The organism is Salinibacterium sp. (genome assembly GCF_031364185.1).
Taxonomy (GTDB): Bacteria; Actinomycetota; Actinomycetes; order Actinomycetales; family Microbacteriaceae; genus Rhodoglobus.
In genome coordinates, this window is sequence record NZ_JANLVV010000201.1 from 1 (window position 1) to 17,820 (window position 17,820).

At 64.7% G+C, this 17,820-nt stretch carries 13 protein-coding genes; 2 read left to right on the plus strand and 11 right to left on the minus strand.

Going from position 1 to position 17,820, the window contains the following annotated elements; translation table 11 throughout:
* The 6 genes from gatA to RMN95_RS08865 all read right to left on the minus strand — a co-directional run.
* The coding region (gene gatA / locus RMN95_RS08840) for an Asp-tRNA(Asn)/Glu-tRNA(Gln) amidotransferase subunit GatA (protein ID WP_309616564.1) at positions 1–1,400 on the minus strand (1,400 nt) is incomplete at its 3' end.
* Positions 1,401–1,446: 46 nt separating this feature from the next.
* Positions 1,447–1,773, minus strand: coding sequence for an Asp-tRNA(Asn)/Glu-tRNA(Gln) amidotransferase subunit GatC (gene gatC, locus RMN95_RS08845; RefSeq protein ID WP_309616565.1), 327 nt, complete (start codon positions 1,771–1,773; stop codon positions 1,447–1,449).
* Between the two features lie 92 nt (positions 1,774–1,865).
* The gene (locus RMN95_RS08850) at positions 1,866–3,269 is read right to left on the minus strand and encodes an alpha/beta hydrolase (protein WP_309616566.1); all 1,404 of its coding nucleotides are present in this window, start codon (positions 3,267–3,269) and stop codon (positions 1,866–1,868) included.
* A gap of 248 nt (positions 3,270–3,517) precedes the next feature.
* Positions 3,518–5,800: an NAD-dependent DNA ligase LigA gene (gene ligA, locus RMN95_RS08855; protein WP_309616567.1), complete on the minus strand. Its 2,283-nt coding sequence runs from the start codon at positions 5,798–5,800 to the stop codon at positions 3,518–3,520.
* Positions 5,801–5,910: 110 nt separating this feature from the next.
* Positions 5,911–7,050, minus strand: a complete 1,140-nt coding sequence (gene mnmA / locus RMN95_RS08860; protein ID WP_309616568.1) for a tRNA 2-thiouridine(34) synthase MnmA — start codon at positions 7,048–7,050, stop codon at positions 5,911–5,913.
* A 126-nt stretch (positions 7,051–7,176) separates the two neighbouring features.
* Positions 7,177–8,331, minus strand: coding sequence for a cysteine desulfurase family protein (locus tag RMN95_RS08865; RefSeq protein WP_309616569.1), 1,155 nt, complete (start codon positions 8,329–8,331; stop codon positions 7,177–7,179).
* Between the two features lie 56 nt (positions 8,332–8,387).
* On the opposite strand from RMN95_RS08865, the gene glgX reads away from it, so the two are divergent.
* Both glgX and ybaK read left to right on the plus strand, forming a co-directional pair.
* The gene (gene glgX, locus RMN95_RS08870; RefSeq protein ID WP_309616570.1) at positions 8,388–10,436 is read left to right on the plus strand and encodes a glycogen debranching protein GlgX; all 2,049 of its coding nucleotides are present in this window, start codon (positions 8,388–8,390) and stop codon (positions 10,434–10,436) included.
* Positions 10,437–10,481: 45 nt separating this feature from the next.
* Complete coding sequence (gene ybaK / locus RMN95_RS08875) at positions 10,482–10,955, plus strand: Cys-tRNA(Pro) deacylase (protein WP_309616571.1); 474 nt, start codon at positions 10,482–10,484, stop codon at positions 10,953–10,955.
* A gap of 34 nt (positions 10,956–10,989) precedes the next feature.
* On the opposite strand, the gene glgP is transcribed toward ybaK, so the two are convergent.
* From glgP to RMN95_RS08900, 5 genes are read right to left on the minus strand one after another with little or no spacing between them, the layout of a single operon-like run.
* Positions 10,990–13,545, minus strand: coding sequence for an alpha-glucan family phosphorylase (glgP, locus tag RMN95_RS08880; RefSeq protein ID WP_309616572.1), 2,556 nt, complete (start codon positions 13,543–13,545; stop codon positions 10,990–10,992).
* Between the two features lie 34 nt (positions 13,546–13,579).
* A complete protein-coding gene (locus RMN95_RS08885; protein ID WP_309616573.1) occupies positions 13,580–14,176 on the minus strand; it encodes a signal peptidase I in 597 nt (198 codons plus the stop codon).
* Entirely contained in the window at positions 14,173–14,937 is a 765-nt protein-coding gene (locus RMN95_RS08890) for a hypothetical protein (RefSeq protein WP_309616574.1), read from the minus strand. Before RMN95_RS08890 ends, RMN95_RS08885 begins: the two co-directional genes overlap by 4 nt.
* A gap of 2 nt (positions 14,938–14,939) precedes the next feature.
* A complete protein-coding gene (locus RMN95_RS08895; RefSeq protein WP_309616575.1) occupies positions 14,940–17,177 on the minus strand; it encodes a hypothetical protein in 2,238 nt (745 codons plus the stop codon).
* Entirely contained in the window at positions 17,177–17,749 is a 573-nt protein-coding gene (locus RMN95_RS08900) for a hypothetical protein (protein ID WP_309616576.1), read from the minus strand. The genes RMN95_RS08895 and RMN95_RS08900 overlap by 1 nt, the downstream gene beginning before the upstream one ends.
* Positions 17,750–17,820 lie beyond the last annotated feature (71 nt).

The following is a 17,820-nucleotide window of genomic DNA, read 5'->3' on the forward strand; positions in this document are numbered from 1 at the left end:
CGCGCCGGCGCCATGATCTGGAAGCCGACAGGCAGACCGTCTTCGGGAGCGAGCCCGATCGGCAGGCCCATGCCGGGAACGCCGGCAAGGTTCGCCGGGATGGTCGTCACATCGTTGAGATACATCGCCATCGGGTCGTTGACTTTCTCGCCAAACGGGAATGCCGTGGTCGGTGCCGACGGCGACACAAGCACATCTGCCTTCTCGAAAGCCGAAGCAAAGTCGCGCTGGATCAGCGTTCGCACCTTCTGCGCACTGCCGTAGTAGGCGTCGTAGTATCCGGCAGACAGCGCGTAGGTGCCCAGGATGATGCGCCTCTTCACCTCGGGCCCGAATCCGGCCTCGCGGGTCGCCGCCATCACATCCTCGACGGTGCCGCTCACCTTCGAGCGCATGCCGAACCGCACCGAATCGAACTTCGCCAGATTGCTGGATGCCTCGGCCGGAAGGATCACGTAGTAGGCAGCCACGGCGTACTCGAAGTGAGGCGCCGATACCTCCACGATCTCGGCACCGGCAACCGTCAGCAGTTCCAACGCCTCGTGGAACCGCTGGGAAACGCCGGGCTGGAAACCGGGACTATCTAACTCTTTCACTACGCCCACGCGCAGCCCCTTGAGATTTTCCGCCTTCGCACCCCTGCGCGCGGCATCCGCGAACGACGGCCACACGTCGGTCAGGGACGTGCTGTCGCGCGGGTCATGACCACCGATCACGTCATGTAGCAGGGCCGCATCGAGCACGGTTCGGGCGACCGGGCCGACCTGATCGAGCGACGACGCCAGCGCGATGGCGCCATAACGGGAGACACCGCCATAGGTCGGCTTGACGCCGACCGAACCCGTGACGGCGGCCGGCTGACGGATCGAACCGCCCGTGTCGGAGCCCAGGGCCAGCGGCGCCTCGAACGCCGCGACCGCCGCCGCAGACCCACCGCCCGAGCCCCCCGGGATCCGCGAGAAATCCCACGGGTTTTTCGTTGGCCCGTAAGCGGAGTGCTCTGTCGACGAACCCATGGCGAACTCGTCCATGTTGGTCTTGCCGAGAGCGATGAGCCCGGCTGTCTTCAGCTTCGCCACCGGCGTCGCATCGTACGGCGGGATCCATCCCTCGAGAATCTTCGACCCCGCGGTTGAGGGCATACCCATCGTGCACAGCACGTCTTTGATGGCCACCGGAACCCCGGCCAGCGGGCCCAGCTTCTCGCCGGCCGCGCGACGCTCATCGATGACTTCAGCGGCGGCGAGGGCCTCGGAGTTCACATGGAGGAATGCGTGCACGTCGCCGTCGACTGCGGAAATGCGATCAAGGTGAGCCCGGGTAGCCTCGACCGAACTGACCTCGCCCGAGGAGAGCTTATCGGCCAGCGCGGAAGCAGAAAGGTAGATGAGTTCGCTCATGCGCACGCCCCCGTAGCAATGATGGGCAGGGTGTACGGGCGGCTAGTCACTGCTCTTCGCCCAGGATGGCGCTCACCTTGAAGCGGCTGCCATCGTGCTCGGGCGCACCGGCGAGGGCCTCGGCGGTCGTGAGGGTCGGCCCCGCAACATCCGGCCTGAATACATTCACCAGGGGGATGGGGTGACTCGTCGCGGTAACATCCGCGGTGGCAACCTCGCTGACTTTCGCCACCGAGTCGACAATTACGCCGAGCTCGCCGGCGAGGGTGACAATCTCGTCCGGGGTCAGCGCGATGCGAGCGAGGTTCGCCAGATGCGACACCACGTCCGTTGTGATTGCTGCGCCCTTAGCGCCGGGGGTGATGTCAGGCATGCGGCTCCGTAAACAGTTTCAGGGATGCCCCAGTCTATTCGGACAGCGCGGACCACCCTGCGGCGCCCGACGTCGTGGCAGACCGAAAGGGCCTACCTTCGTGGTGCAACTGCCCTCGCCGATATCGGCGGTTCGCCGCCGGAAACGAATTGCCCCTTACCAATGGAAATTAGCGCAAAATTTCTCATCGATTCGGTGCCGGGGCTGAAATACTCGTTATGCCCGGTCGAGGCGAGCAGGGCGCCTCCCACGAGCGAGTCGGAATTGCCCGTGACTCCCAGAGCCCTGGCTCCATAACTGGCCGACCCTGGGTCGCTACCGAAGTAGGAGCTATTGGGGATCGGATCCCAAGCGGCTTCCCCCACGAAAACGTTGCCGTTGCGAACGTGCAGCTCGGCGACCGACTTTGCGGGGCTTCCGGGTGAGCCCACCATTGCCAGCGCATCCACCTCGAAGTCATACTCGGTTAGCGCCATCAGCGCGGCCGTCGAACCGTACGAGTGGGCGATCACGGTCACGTAGGGCTCGTCGTGGGTGCGAATCGACTGCAGGCCCATGATCGCGGAGGCCAGCGCGTCCCGACCTTCGTCGGCATTCTGGATGCCACCCACGTTGGTCAGATTCGGTGTGTGGTACCCGATCCATGCCACCGTCGCCACGCTCGGGCCGGCCGCGTCGTCACCGACTGTCGACGCGTTGGCCGAATCGAAATAGTCGAGCCAACTGAGTTGCTGGTCATAGAGTCGGCCGGCAGCCCCGACCCAGTCGCCCATCTGGTTCTCGATGGTGAAAAACATGCCGGGCACGAGGAAGCTGACGTAATCAGCCGTAGCCAGGTCGCCCAACACGATGGCGGCGCGACCCTGCCCGGTCACGTCGAGGGTCAGCAGCGTCGGGCGCAACTTATCCGCAGAAGCGACGGCCGCGGTCGGGAGGGGTTTTCCTGTCACGACGTTTTCGCCAGTGCCGTCGAGGGCGACCGAAATTGAGCGAAGCATCTTCAGCTGTTGCCGGGCATTCTCGACCACCGAGCGCCCGGCGTCACTGCCAATCAATCGATCAAGGTCACGAATGGTGGAATCGAGCATGCCCCGGTTGGCGACGTCCCGAACTCGGAAAGGAACGCCCTCGAGGTTCCCGACGAGCTGGGGAGCCGAATGACGAAGTGCCGACTGGCTCTGCGCATCGAGGGCCGACCACCACAGGGTGACATCCCGCGTCGGTGGCGGGCTGGCGAGAAGCGTGTTGATGGCATCCGGATGCGCGGTGACGTACTCGGAGATACCGGAACCTTTCAGCAGCGACAATTGCTGCAGCAACCGGATGCCTTTGACCAACTCATTCGGCTGCGTGACGGGCGCGGGACCGATCACCGGAATCGGCGGGGCCATAGGAAGAATGCCGAGGAGGCCAGCCGGTGATCCCTCGCTGGGGAGAACGTCGCGACCGCTGGCGACCCACGACTGCACCAGGGAATACCGGGAGATTTCATGCACACCGAATGCCTCGGCGACAGGTCCCAGTGCCACCGAGGTGAAAGCTGCGATGTCAAACAGCAATGTCGGGTGTTCCCCTCAGTTTGCAGTAGCCGCGCGACGCCCTCCTGACGTGCGGCCTTGCAACCCCAATATTAGGGGCTAGACCACCCCGTTTGCAGGTTCACCTGATTCCGCCGTGAAACGGGCTCAATATTGGCCTTTACCTCGGTTAACTCCCCAGATTCGGCTGTTCGATGATGAATTTCCTAGTCCAGCGCCTCCGGGCCCCCCGCCAGGAGTAACGCGAACTGGGCCGCATCGATGATGCGAACCCCGAGTTCCTCCGCCCTGCCCAGCTTTGATCCGGCGCCGGGCCCCGCAGCCACGAAATTCGTCTTCTTGCTGACGCTCGACGCAGCCTTACCCCCTGCCGCAATGATCGCCTCGAGCGCGCCCTCCCGCGTGAAGCCGTCAAGGCTGCCCGTGGCGACGACAGTAATCCCGGCGAGAGGGCCATCGGCGGCAGCGGCTGCCCCGGGGCCGGGATGGCCCGGAGTCGCAAACTGCACGCCGGCGTCCGCCCATTTCGTGATGATCTCGAGATGCCAATCGACCTGGAACCAGGCGATCACCGCATCGGCAATGATGCCGCCGACGCCGTCGACCGAAGCGAGTTCGTCACGACCGGCCGCCCTGATCGCATCGATCGAACCGAAGTAGCCCGCGAGCGCCCTGGCGGCAACCGGGCCGACATGCCGAATGCTGAGAGCGACGAGAAAACGCCACAGGTCTTTCGTCTTTGCGAGTTCGATCTCGCTGAGCAGTTTGGTAGCAGCACTGGACGGCACGAAGTCGACGTCCCCGGTGAACTCCGCGTTCTCCCCCGTGAACTCGCCGTCCCTTTTTGCGCGCTTGCGGCGGTACGGGGTTTCGGTTCGTTCTATCCCATCGTCGCCCAGTTTCACCAGCCCTGTCTCGGAGTCACGCACGCGAACCCTGATGTCGAAGATCTGCGGCAGGGTCAGCGAGAACAGTCCGGCTTCAGTGACCAGCGGCGGGGCATCCGGATAATCGGGCTGGGTCAGAGCCGCAGCCCCTACCTCGCCAAGGCCCTCGATGTCGAGCGCGCCACGGCTGCCCACATGCTCGACTCGGCCGCGAACCTGCGCGGGGCAGCTGCGCGCATTGGGGCAGCGCAGGTCGATGTCGCCCTCCTTGGCGGGACCAAGCGCCGTGTCACACTCTGGGCACCGGGTCGGCATCACGAACTCGCGTTCGGTGCCGTCGCGCAGTTCGACAACGGGGCCGAGCACCTCGGGAATGACATCGCCGGCCTTGCGCAACACCACCATGTCGCCAATGAGAACACCCTTGGCTTTCACCACATCCTGGTTGTGCAGGGTGGCTTGCCGCACGACCGATCCCGCCACCCGAGCCGGTTCCATCACCGCGAACGGGGTGGCGCGACCGGTGCGGCCCACCGACACCACGATGTCGAGCAGGCGCGTATTGACCTGCTCGGGCGGATACTTATACGCGATCGCCCATCGCGGTGCTCTCGAGGTTGCACCGAGTTCTTCGTGAAGATACAACTCGTCGACTTTGACGACAATCCCATCAATTTCGTGCTCGACGGTGTCGCGATGATCGCCGTAATACGTGATGAATCGGGCGGCATCGTCCGCCGTCTTCTTCACCTCGAAATACGGGCTGGTCGGCAGCCCCCAGGTTTTCAGCAACGCATAGATGGCGCTTTGGGTGGCCACGGGTGGGCCGGAAGGGCCAGCGCTGGGCCAGGCGCCGATGCCGTGCACGAGCATCCTGAGCCTCGACAGCCGGCGATGCATGAGGTCGAGCCCGGCCGCATTCTTACTTTCGGCCTTTTGTCTGAGCGAACCGGATGCCGCGTTCCGCGGGTTTGCGAACACCCTCTCGCCCGCGGCTGCCTGTTCGGCGTTCAACTCGCGGAACGACACGACGGGGAAGAATATCTCACCGCGGATCTCGACCAGCGGCGGATGACCTTCGCCCTCCAGCCGTGAGGGAATACCGGGGACGAAGGCAACATTCTCGGTCACGTCCTCCCCTACCACCCCGTCACCGCGCGTCGCGGCGCTGGTCAGCCGACCATTTTCATAGCGCAGGTTGATCGCAAGCCCGTCGATTTTCAACTCGCACAGGTAGTCGACGCGGCGACCGGAATCTCGCTCGACCTTCGAGGCCCATGCGGCGAACTCGTCAAGCGAGAAGACGTTGTCGAGACTGAGCATGCGCTCGGCGTGGGTGACGGGATCGAACAGTTTCGCGGCGCGACCGCCCACGGTCTGGGTCGGGCTGTCTTGGCCCTGCAACTCGGGGAACAGGCGCTCCAGCTCTTCGAGGCGGCGGATCATCGCGTCGTAATCGGAGTCTGGCACCAGCTCGGCGTCTCGCGCATAATATGCGTCGCGCAGCTCGAGGATGCGCGTTGTCAGGGTGTCGACCTCCGCTTTCGCCGCGATAAGGGCGGGATCGGTGTGCTCGGCGATGGGGATCTCTTTTTCGGCCACCATCCAAGCTTAGGTTTGCCAGCCGACATGCGTGGGAGCGTGACCTGATGCCCGCGGCCGGATCGGCTCAGTCGGGCAGCTCAGGCGTGCGCAGTTCAGGGGTGCGCCGCTCAGACGTGCGCCGCGACCGCGCTCACCGTGCGCGCGATGGTGCACTGGCCGAGCACCCTCGTGCCGATATACAGCACCGCGGTCTGGCCCGGCGAGACGCCGATGATGGGCTCGACCGGGTTGATCACGAGCTCGGTGACACCGGCCGCATCCGGAACCAGCTGTGCCATCGCCGGCACAGGGTCGGCGTGCGCACGAATCTGAACGTGACATTCGAACGAGTCGGTGGCCTCGACGATGATTCCGGATGCCACGGGGTCACGCCCAGCCCAGCTGAACTTCGACCCCGCCAGCTCGCCCAGGGCGAGCGCCTCGCGCGGGCCCACCACGACCTCATTGGACTTCGGCCGGATCTCGAGCACGAATCGCGGCTTGCCGTCATCCGTCGGAAAACCGACATTGATGCCCTTGCGCTGGCCGATCGTGAACGCGAGGGCACCCTCGTGCCTGCCGATCACGCTGCCGCTGCGATCCAGGATCTCGCCCTGCTCGGCGCCCACCCTCTCGGCGAGCCAACCTCGGGTATCACCGTCGGGGATGAAACAGATGTCGTGGGAGTCGGGTTTCGACGCCACGCTGAACCCACGCTCGGCAGCTTCGGCGCGCACCTCAGCCTTCGACGGGGTCGCCCCTAGCGGGAACATGCTGTGCGCAAGCTGCTCGGTGGTGAGCACGCCGAGCACGTAGGACTGATCTTTGGCCCAGGCGCTCGCGCGGTGCAGTTCGCGATTACCCTCCGCGTCGGTCTCGATATTCGCGTAGTGGCCGGTGGCCACGGCATCGAACCCCAGGGCGACCGCTTTTTCGAGCAACGCCGCGAACTTGATCCGCTCGTTGCAGCGCATACATGGGTTCGGGGTTCGGCCGGCCGCGTACTCCGCCACGAAGTCGTCGACGACATCGAGTGTGAATCGCTCCGAAAAGTCCCACACGTAGTACGGGATGCCGATGATATTGGCCGCGCGCTGGGCATCCATCGAGTCTTCAATGGTGCAGCAGCCGCGGGCGCCGGTGCGCAGGGTTCCGGGCTGGCGGCTGAGCGCAAGGTGCACGCCCACTACCTCGTGGCCGGCGTCGACGGCCCGCGCGGCGGCAACGGCGGAATCGACCCCACCACTCATCGCCGCCAGAACCTTCACGCCCCCCAGTTTACCTTTCATCATTCAGGAGGGTGTGTGACTGGAGTTAGCAGAGTGGATGCCGGGGTCACTTCAGTCACTCCATCCACCACAACCCCCTGAATAATGAAAGTCGGCGGGGCCAGGTCAGTGGCCCAGGTGCGGCTCACGGTCGGCGTAACCGGCGGCGCGGGCCCGGGCGACGGCATCGGGCAAAGCGGCGACGAACGCGTTCACCTCGGCCACGGTCGTGGCGTGGCCTAGCGTGATGCGCAGGGCTCCGCGCGCCGTGGGCTCGTCGAGACCCATCGCGAGCAGCACGTGGGATGCCTCGGGAACCCCGGCCTGGCAGGCGGATCCGGTCGAGACGCTGAAGCCCGCGACATCCAGCAGAAAGAGCAGTGAATCACCCTCGCACCCGGGAAAGGTGAAGTGGGCGTTACCAGGCAGCCTGTGGATGGGATCTCCCCGGAGGATCGCCGACGGAACCGCGACGGCGACACCGTCGATGAGCCTGTCACGGAGGGCCACAAGCCGAGACTGATCCGATTCGATCATGGATGCCGCGGCGCCAAACGCCACGGATCCGGCGACGTCCATCGTGCCGGAGCGGGCGCGCTGCTGGCTTCCGCCGTGGAACAGCGGGGTGACCGTCGCCGAGCGCGCGATGACGAGGGCGCCGATGCCCACTGGCCCGCCGATCTTATGCGCCGAGATGCTCAGGGCCGCGAGCCCCGATGACGGGAAGTCGAGTCGAAGATAGCCGTACGCCGACACCGCATCCGCATGAACCGGAACACCGTGCGCCGCGGCGAGGTCGGCCACAGCGCGCACCGGCTGGAGGGTTCCGACCTCGTTGTTCGCCCAGAGGGTGGTCACGAGGGCGACGTCGTCGCTCAGGGCAGCGTTGAGGTAGTCGAGGTCGATAAGGCCTGTGTCAGAGACGGGCACCCAGTCAATCACAGCACCCTCATGCTGCTGCAGCCACTCGAGAGCGTCAATGGTGGCGTGGTGCTCGGCGCGAGTGGCGAGAATTCGGTTACGCGGGGCGCGTGCCCAGAACAGTCCCTTGATTGCCAGATTGATGGCTTCGGTCCCGCCGGAGGTGAAGGTCACCTCCACCGAATCGGCACCCACGGACAGCGCGACGGCCTCGCGAGCCTCCTCCAGCATTCGTTTCGCGTTCTGGCCCTGCGAATGAATGGACGAGGGGTTTCCGACCACCGGCAGCGCGCCCGCGTACGCCTCGACGACGGCAGGGAGCATGGGTGTAGTCGCTGCGTGGTCGAGATAAATGACCATTCCTGCCTCCCCGAGCGTGTACGTGAGCGCCTCGCCCGTTCATTACTCTAGATCGCATGCCCGAAGCAGATTCACTCGCCGAGCTCGGCGTCACCCTCGGCCCGAAGGGTGGCGAACTGCGGGTCTGGTCCGCCAGCGCGACCGCGATGGAACTGTGCTTGTTCGACGACCGCGACGCCAACTGGATCGCACAGCGACTGCCGATGACCAGGAGCGAGGGGGATGTGTGGGTCGTGGCATCCACCGACCTGGTTGCCGGGGTGCGTTACTCGGTGCGCGCGACGGGCCCGACGACGCCGGGACACGCCTTCGACCCTGCGCTGCACCTGATCGACCCTTACGCTCGAGGGCTTGCCCGCGCCGAGACCGGGGATTGGCGCGGCTACGTGCAGGAGCCGGACACCTTCGACTGGGGCAACTCGGCACCGCCGCGCATCGGCATGGACCACACGGTCATATACGAGGCGCACACCAAGGGCATCTCGAAGCTCAACCCGGATGTTCCCGAGCACCTGAGAGGCACCTACGCCGGGCTCGCCCACGACACGACGATCGCGTATCTGAAAGACCTGGGAGTCACCGCCGTCGAACTGCTGCCCGTGCAACAGTTCGTCAGCGAGCAGCGCCTCATTAAGCAGGGGCTCACCAACTACTGGGGCTACAACACCCTCAACTTTTTCACCCCGCATGCCGGCTATGCGAGCCGCGCGGCCCAGCACGGCGGAACCGGCGCCGTGTTGCGTGAGTTCAAGGGCATGGTCAAGCTGCTGCACGAAGCGGGCCTCGAGGTGGTGCTCGATGTGGTGTACAACCACACCGCCGAAGAGGGCATGACCGGCCCCACGACGAGTCTGCGAGGCCTCGATAACCGCCACTACTACCGCCAGACCCCCGATGGCAGATATGTGGATGTCACGGGCTGCGGCAATTCGCTGAACACCGCGACCGCCGCCTCCCAGCGCCTCATCCTCGACTCGCTGCGCTACTGGGCGAACGACGTGCAGATCGACGGGTTCCGCTTCGACCTGGCGGCCACCCTCGGCCGCAACGATGCTGGCGACTTCGACCCTGAGCATCCGCTGCTGCTGGCGATTCGGGACGACCCGCAACTCGCGGGAACCAAGATCATCTCTGAGCCGTGGGACGTCGGCATGGGCGGCTGGCAGGTCGGGAAGTTCCCCGCCGGGTGGAGCGAATGGAACGACGGCTACCGCGATCGTATGCGTGACTTCTGGCTGACCGATATTGGCGCAACCCGGGCCACCGGCTCTGCACCCAACGGCATCGGATCCCTCGCCAGACGGCTCGCGGGGTCGGCCCACGTCTTTGCCCACGAGCGCGGACCCCTGGCCTCCGTCAATTTCATCACCGCCCACGACGGTTTCACGATGGCCGACCTGACCTCGTATAACGAGAAGCACAACCTCGGCAACGGCGAGAAAAACAGGGACGGCACCGACCACAACCACTCGTTCAACTACGGCGTCGAGGGTGCGACGGACGACGATTCGATCCGGGATGCCCGCGGCAAGGCCATGCGCAACCTGCTCGGCACCCTGCTGCTGTCGGCCGGGGTACCGATGCTGACGGCGGGCGACGAATTCGGCCGCACCCAGCGCGGAAACAACAACGCCTACAACCAGGACAGCGAACTCACCTGGCTGCCGTGGGAGCGGGAAGGCTGGCAGGACGAGCTGCTGGAGGTGTCGCGCCAGTTGATCCAGCTCCGTGGCGAGAATCCGGCGTTGCGTCCAGTGCGCTTCGGGATCGCGGGCGAAACGATCCCGTCGGCGACCCAAATGGACTGGTACAACAAAGAGGGCCTGTCGATGTCAGAGCAGGACTGGGATTCCCCGGTCGAACGCACCCTGCAGTACCTCGCGGCCTCCACACCGGAGTTCGAAGAGTTCAACCGCATCCTCCTGATCGTGCACGGGCTGGAGGACGATGTGACGGTGACGCTGCCACGGCACGCTGGGGTTACCGGCTACCTGTTGCTCTGGGACTCGGCGGTCGAAGACCCGAGCGAGTCGATGACCGAGCATGCACCGGGTGGCGAGCTGGTCGTAGCGGGAGTGTCGATGCAACTGTTCCGGGCGCACTGAGGGTGCCGTCGTGCGGATAATGCAGGCGCAGCAGGCGACGCCGGGATGAGCGCGACGCCGGCCACGATAGCGCTCTCGAGTGCAGGCATCCCCTTCATCGGTCACGAGTACCAGCACGACCCTGGCACCACCGACTTCGGGCGGGAGGCGGCCGACGCGCTGCACCTCGATGCGGGCCAGGTGTTCAAGACCCTGATGATTGAGGTGGATGGCCAGCTCGTCGTCGCCATCGTGCCGGTCTCGGGCCGGCTCGACCTCAAGGCGCTGGCCGCCGCCGTGGAGGGAAAGAAGGCCGTGCTGGCCGATCCGCACGTCGCCGAACGAAAGACCGGGTACATCGTCGGCGGTATTAGCCCGATCGGGCAGAAGATCACTCACCCCACGGTGCTCGACGAGACCGCAGAGCTCTACGACACGGTGTTCGTGTCGGGCGGGCGGCGCGGTTTCGACATCGAGCTAGCCCCCGCCGACCTGGTGAGAGTCACCGGGGCAGTGGTGGCGGCGATCGGGCGCGACTGAGCCCGCCGGCGCGGCCGGATTAGGCCACCACTCCCTATTCGGCGACGGCGATCAGCCCCAGCTCAGACGCCGATGCCAGCAGTGGATGCCACGGAACAACCCGCACGGTGTAGCCGAAGCTCCCGGCTCGCGACAGGGGCACCGTCCCGGCGAACACCTTCGGCTGGCCGGGGCCGGACGGCATCAACTCGAGTGGTGCATGCTTTACGTTCTCGAGGTGGTCGCCGTCACGGGCCCGCCCGTACACCACCTCCACGGAGAGGTCGGCCGCGTCGAGCCCATCGGTGTCGACTGTGGCCCGCAGGTGAAGTTCGTCACCGACCTGGGGAACCGTGTCGACTCCCCCGGATTCCACGTGGGTGACATGTACCCTCGGCCAGGCGGTCGTGATCCGCGACTTCCACGCCGCAAGATCCCGAGCGGGCTGGTACGCGTTGGCGCTGATCGTGGCACTGGAGGCGGCTGCCGGGATGTACAGGCGCTCCACGTATTCGCGCACCATGCGATCGGCCGACAGCGCCGGAGACAGGGTTGCCAGCGTGTGGCGGATCGAGTCAACCCAGCGGCTGGGTACGCCGTCGGCACCGCGGTCGTAGAACCTCGGCGCGATCTGGTGCTCGATCAGGTCGTACATGCTGTTCGCCTCAAGCTTGTCGCGCTCCGCGCCATCCCCAGCAGAATCTGCCGAAGGGATCGCCCAGCCGTTCTCCTCATCATAGAATTCGGCCCACCAGCCATCCAGGATCGACAGGTTCAGCGAACCGTTCAGCGCGGCCTTCATGCCCGAGGTACCGCAGGCCTCGAGCGGACGCAGCGGGTTGTTCAGCCAGATGTCGGTGCCGGGGTAGAGCAGTTTCGCCATGGCAATGTCGTAGTTCGGCAGGAACACGATGCGCTTTCGCACCTCGGGCTCTTGGCTGAATTCGACCAGTTTTTGAATTAGGCGTTTTCCTTCATCGTCCGCGGGATGCGACTTGCCAGCTATCACAAGCTGAACGGGTCGCTCGGGGTGCAGCAGCAGCGCGCGCAGCCTTTCCGGATCGTGCAGCATCAGGGTGAGGCGCTTATAGGTCGGGACGCGACGCGCAAACCCGATCGTGAGAACGTGCGGGTCGAGCAATTCCGAGAACCACGCGGGTGCCCCCACTCCCGGATTCTGCTCCTGCCAGGCCTCGGCAGTGCGGCGACGGGCATCCGTCACCAGTTGCTCACGCATCCGGCCCCGCACCGCCCACAGGTCTTCGTCGGTGATCGCGGAAGAGGCCCAGTCGACCGCGGTGGTGTCAACTGTGCCGAACTTTTGGTGCGCAAGCCCGAGCATCTGCGGATCGGTCCAGGTAGGTGCATGCACACCGTTGGTGACCGAGCCGATCGGCACGTCAGCGTTGTCAAAGCCGGGCCAGAGGGAGCCGAACATGCCGCGCGACACCTCGCCGTGCAGCTTCGACACCCCATTGGCGCGCTGGGCGAGTCGAAGTCCCATCACGGCCATGTTGAACATGCCAGGGTCTCCGCCGTCGTAGTCCTCGACTCCCAGTGCCAGCACATCCGATGCCGAAACTCCGGGCAGCAGGTCGGTGGAGAAGTACTTCTCGATAGTCCCGACCGGGAACCTGTCGATGCCCGCGGGCACCGGAGTGTGGGTGGTGAATACCGTACCGGCGCGGACAGCCTGCAGGGCATCCGCAAACCCGAGGCCCTCACCGATCAGGTCGCTGATGCGTTCAAGCGCCTGGAAGCCGGCATGACCCTCGTTGGTGTGGAACACTTCGGGGGTCGGCGCGCCGGTGAGCTCGGTGTACAGTCCGATTGCTCGCACCCCGCCGACGCCGAGCAGCAGTTCCTGCATCAGCCGATGCTCTCCACCACCGCCGTACAGTCGGTCGGTGACGAATCGCAATTCGTCGCTGTTTTCCGAAACATCGGTATCGAGCAGAAGCAGCGGGATGCGACCGACCTGCGCCACCCAGATAACGGCCGACAGCGCCCGCCCGTCCGGCAACGCGAGGGTCACCCGCGCGGGTTGACCGTCGGGTTGACGCAGCATCGACAGCGGCAACCCATCGGGGTCGAGCACCGGATATGTCTCCTGCTGCCATCCTTCGCGCGAAATAGCCTGCCGAAAGTACCCGGCCCGGTAGAACAGGCCGACGCCGATGATCGGCACACCCAGGTCGGAGGCGCTCTTCAGGTGATCGCCGGCGAGAATGCCGAGCCCACCCGAGTATTGCGGCAGGGCCGCGGCGATTCCATATTCGGGCGAGAAGTAAGCGATGGATGCCGGAGCCGACTCCAGCTGCTGGTACCAGCGCGGCTCACTCAGGTACTGGTGCAGCCCGTCGAGGAGGACGTTCGCGGTGCCGACGAAGTCGGCGTTTGCGGCGAGCTCGTCGAGTCTCGCGGGTTCGACGGCACCGAGCATTCCGATCGGATCATGGCCCGTCTCGTCCCAGAGGGCAGGGTCGATTTCACGGAAGAACTGGCGGGTCGGCTCGTGCCATGACCATCGCAAATTTGAGGCAAGCTCTTCAAGCCCGGACAGGGCGTGCGGAAGAACCGTGCGAACCGTAAACCGTCTGATTGCCTTCACCGGATAAGCCTATGGCAGTTGTAGGCAGTGCCCATTACTCAGCCAGCGGCCCGTTCTCCCCGTCGGATTTTGGCGTGCGTCGCCTCCGCGATGAGATCGCGCTCACGACAGTGAACCCGGCATAGCCGAAGAGTGCGGCAGCAACGACCGGCACGATCCAGGGCCTGTTGGAGCCATTGATTGCCGTATTGACCCATCCCACCCAGGGGATCGAATACCAGACATCACCCTTGATCTGCAGGGGGAGAACCGGATCTGGGTCAGGATCGCTGTTGTTGTCGCCCTTGACGATAAAGGAACGAGAGCCATCGGTGGAGGTGTTGATCTCCATGACCCTATGAGTGATGACATCCGGTTCGCCTGACCTAATCTGATAGGTGACGACAGTACCGATGACGATGTTCTCGGGATCGATGGGGCGCACGATGATCAGCGTTCCCGGAGGAAGCCCGGGCTCCATCGAACTCGTCAGCACAGTGAGTGGGATCGACCCTGACGCCTTGGGAATCAGGATGATCATGACGGCGAGAGTGACAACGATGATCAGCAGCGCCGCGCTGAGCCCCACTCCGAGGTAGTACCAGAGTGAGCGTTCCTGTGTGAGAGTTTTCGCGGCGCCCGTGTCGGTCATGACTCCCCTGGTTTCCTCCGCCGACGACGGACAACACAGAATATACCGACACCGATGAGCACCCCGGCACAGGGAAACAGGAATGTCGCGGGTGCTTGGCCCGTGTAAGCAAGACCCGAACCGAGCCGCCGTGAGACGCCAGCAGGCATCGAGGCAGTGGTCGACAAGCCCGGATTAGCCGGGACAGTGGGCGCCGGTGGAGTGCTCGGACTGACACACTCCGCGTTCGGAAATGCTCCAGCGGCCGCATCCCGCATCGCCACTTGGAAGTCGAGCACCGCTGCCTGCCCCTGCGCGTCCGATCCCGACACAGACTCTGACATGGTGACGGTGAAGTCGATCCTCAGCACCTCCCGTGCACCCAGAGTGTGGCTGGGCACGAGCACAGCACAGCGCTGCAATTCGGCGAAGCTCGCCCTTGAGGTTGCGGCAGTTCCGACGTCAAGTGTGGTGAGAGTGACCCCGGCGGCGAACGCTGCTGATGGCACCGAAAGCGCTCCCACGCTCACGCGAGCGACGGCAAAATCTACCGTCGGATTTTTGACCCAGAGGGTGGTGGTGACAGACTCCCCCGGCACCAGCAGGCCGAGGTCGTCGAACAAACCACCGGGCAGTCCCGTGGAAAAGTTGACGCCGTCGTCACTGAGCAGCACCTCGGGTGAGGCTGCGCTCGCCGGACCGGCCATGGCGAGGATGAGCCCTGTCGCGATGACAGTCGATAGGGCAACCGCCGCCACCCGCGTCCACGCGCTGCGCATCACGCTTACGGCTTCTTCGTGAGGGCGAACGACTGGGATGCGCCACCGTTGCAGGCGAACTGCTGAAGTTGGGTTCCGTTCGCAGTGCCAGGTACGGCGAGACAGACACCGCTATACCTGTTGACGAACGTGACAGTGCCCCTGGGAGTCCCATCGGCCGCGATCTCGGGCTTGACCATCCACTCTGCGCGATCGTTCGTGAGGGCGTTCTGTGAGCCGATGATCACGAGAGTTCCATCGAGCGTCGTGTCACTCGTCAGCGACCATCCACGCGTTGCGTTCTCGACATTGATGACGTTGTAGTAGCCAGTGTCGGTCGGAATGAATTTCCAGTCGTGCAGTGTAGATGTCGAACATCCGGCGCTTTCGAGAGGCGCATCCACGGTGGTACTACCGGCAGTCAGGCACTGGGTTGTTGCTGCGTACACCACCCGGTAGGTCTGCGCCGGATCAAGCCTCGTCATCGCTCCGGAGGAGGTGGAAAGCGCTGAGAAGTTACCAGCGGCATCCCCGGCACGCACCGAGTACACGTGAATGACGCCCGCGGTACGGCCAGTGTCGGTGTAGGCAAGGGTTTCCGGAGCAGTCGAACCCGCGAGCACGCCATCGCGGAAGATCTGGTACGAGGTCACTGCGACGTTGTCCGTTGAGCTCATCCAGGTGACCGTGTTTTGTGCCGCCGTGGAGGTGTTTGTCATGACATTTGTCGGCGAACTCGGTGCAACCGACTCGGCGGTCACTGTCGCACTATTCGTGGCGGAGTTGTTCGCCAGGTTGTGGTCATACACCGTCGCGTTCACCGCGCTGGCGACGTCAGCCGTGACGACGGCGGGGCCCGCAGGGGTGGCCGAGGGGAATGTGCCTCGCACCGTGATGATGCGTGACTCGCCTGAGGCTAGTTGAGTCGCGGCTCCGGTGTCGCAGAGACGTGTGGTGGCGGTCGCGACGGTGCAGTCCGCCGTCGTCGTCGGGGCGTTCGCCGTAGTGCGAGTCACCGAGGTCACCGACAGCGAGGCGGGCAGCGTGAGTGTCGTCCGCACGCCAACGGCTGGCTTTGGCCCATTATTGGTGACCGTAAAAGTCCAGGCCGACGGCGTGGCGTTCCCCGCCGCCGGCGTGGGCGTGGCCAACGCGGCGACCGTCACGTCGGCACCGAGGGCGATGGTGCTTGTGATCGCTGGTGCGGTGCTCGACTGGCCCCACTGGGGAGCCAGGAAGTCCGTATAGACGGCTGAGGCTCCGTAGGCGCCACTTGCACCTGCCGTGCCCTGCTGGACAACGGCCCTGAACCTGAGCGTGAGTGATTCTTCCGGGGCAATCGAACCGCCGGCGGTGGCGGAGGAGCCGAGGCCGAGGCGCCCGGACACGGTTCGACTGGCCGGGGCGTACTCGCCCTGGTCGTCCCCTGCCGCATCGCTTATCGTGGTGCCCCCGACAACGATGGAGCCGGAAACGAACTCAACTCCTGCCGGCACAACGCCGGAGATAGCCGAGGTGAGCGCGAGGCTTCCCCCGGTATTTTTTATGGTGGTCGTAGCTTCGAGAGTGTCCCCGACGCGCAGCTCCCCGCCCGGAGTGGTGATGTTTGCCACCGTTGACGAGGCGACAAGGCACGGCCCGGAGCCAAATGACACATCGTCGATGAAGTTTCCCACGCTTTGGTCTCCTGACCCCGTGCTGATTGCCGAGAAGGCAAACTTCGTGGTCGTTTGGCCTGCCGGGACCGTGTAGATCCCCTCGTGGCGCACCCACCCCGAGGTCGTCGCGCTGTAGCTGCCCTGCACAACACCGGCGTCGGAGGGCGCTCCAAGAGTGACACTCATCACGTCTGTTCCGACTCGTGCGCGATGAAGCAATGACCACCGCACGACCTGGCCGGGGGTGGTGGCAACGTTTTGAAAGAGCGTGCCGTTGATGTACGCATTGAGTTCGGCAAACTGGCTGCCGACCGCCGACGGAACCCCGTTGAATCCGCTGCTCCAGATCTCAATGCTCGAGTCGGTCGTTGACCAGGGCGGAACCTGTGCGGCTGGGAGCAACGAGTATGAACTCGCGGGTATCGCGGGCGTCTCAAAGCTACCGTTCTGCAAGCGCGTGGCCGGAGTGCAATTGGAGTTCAGGGATGCCACTGCGACCGTCGCGTTCTGGCTGACCGAGGTCGACCACAACGCGCTCGACACACTGGTGCCCGCCAGCACAAAAAACAGGATGAAACCCAAGGCGATCGCGATGCGGACTCTCATCAGCGCACCTGCCTCGCGTTGAGTGGTACTGAGAATGACGTGGAAGCCGCCTGCACCGACGCTGGCGCATTCACGCCGAGGCGGGCCTCGAGGCAGACGGTTGCCGTTTGGCCTTTCGCGAGCACAATGGGCGCGACAAAGGAGCTCGGAGTTGTGCCAAACGGGGTGACCTCACAGGTCGTCGCCTGGCGGAGCACCACGGTCAGGTTGGCGGCGAGCAGGCTGCTCGGATCACTGAAAACTACCGGCGCGAGGGTGATGGAAATCGGAGTGTAGCCGGTGTTCTTGAGGGTGATGACCCCCGAGACGCTTGAGCGCCCTGGCAGGAGCTTGCTGTTATCCATGCCGGGCACCGCGTAGCTCGACACATCGTTGATCGTCAGGGCTGTGGATCCTGAGGTAATGCTTGAAGCGTTGACAATGGTGCGGGAATTCCAGACCGCATAGGTTCCACCGGCCGCGCTCGTGGCGAGCACGATGGCCGTGGCGAAGATGCCGACGGTGGTGAGAATCCGACGAAGAGGAGCGACCGAAGCACGAGGGGGCGTGACGGAAGCGGTGATCTTCCTCATGACGGGCTCCATTTCGGTATTCGATCGCGGTGGTGGTCCAACCCAGGCTGGGGCATGCCGCCAACGCGGCA

Coding starts and splice junctions, on each gene's coding strand:
- RMN95_RS08900 (WP_309616576.1), bottom strand. CDS start 17,749: ATGAGGAAGATCACCGCTTCCGTCACGCCCCCTCGTGCTTCGGTCGCT.
- gatC (WP_309616565.1), bottom strand. CDS start 1,773: ATGCCTGACATCACCCCCGGCGCTAAGGGCGCAGCAATCACAACGGAC.
- RMN95_RS08885 (WP_309616573.1), bottom strand. CDS start 14,176: ATGACCGACACGGGCGCCGCGAAAACTCTCACACAGGAACGCTCACTC.
- ybaK (WP_309616571.1), top strand. CDS start 10,482: ATGAGCGCGACGCCGGCCACGATAGCGCTCTCGAGTGCAGGCATCCCC.
- RMN95_RS08865 (WP_309616569.1), bottom strand. CDS start 8,331: ATGGTCATTTATCTCGACCACGCAGCGACTACACCCATGCTCCCTGCC.
- glgX (WP_309616570.1), top strand. CDS start 8,388: ATGCCCGAAGCAGATTCACTCGCCGAGCTCGGCGTCACCCTCGGCCCG.
- RMN95_RS08895 (WP_309616575.1), bottom strand. CDS start 17,177: ATGAGAGTCCGCATCGCGATCGCCTTGGGTTTCATCCTGTTTTTTGTG.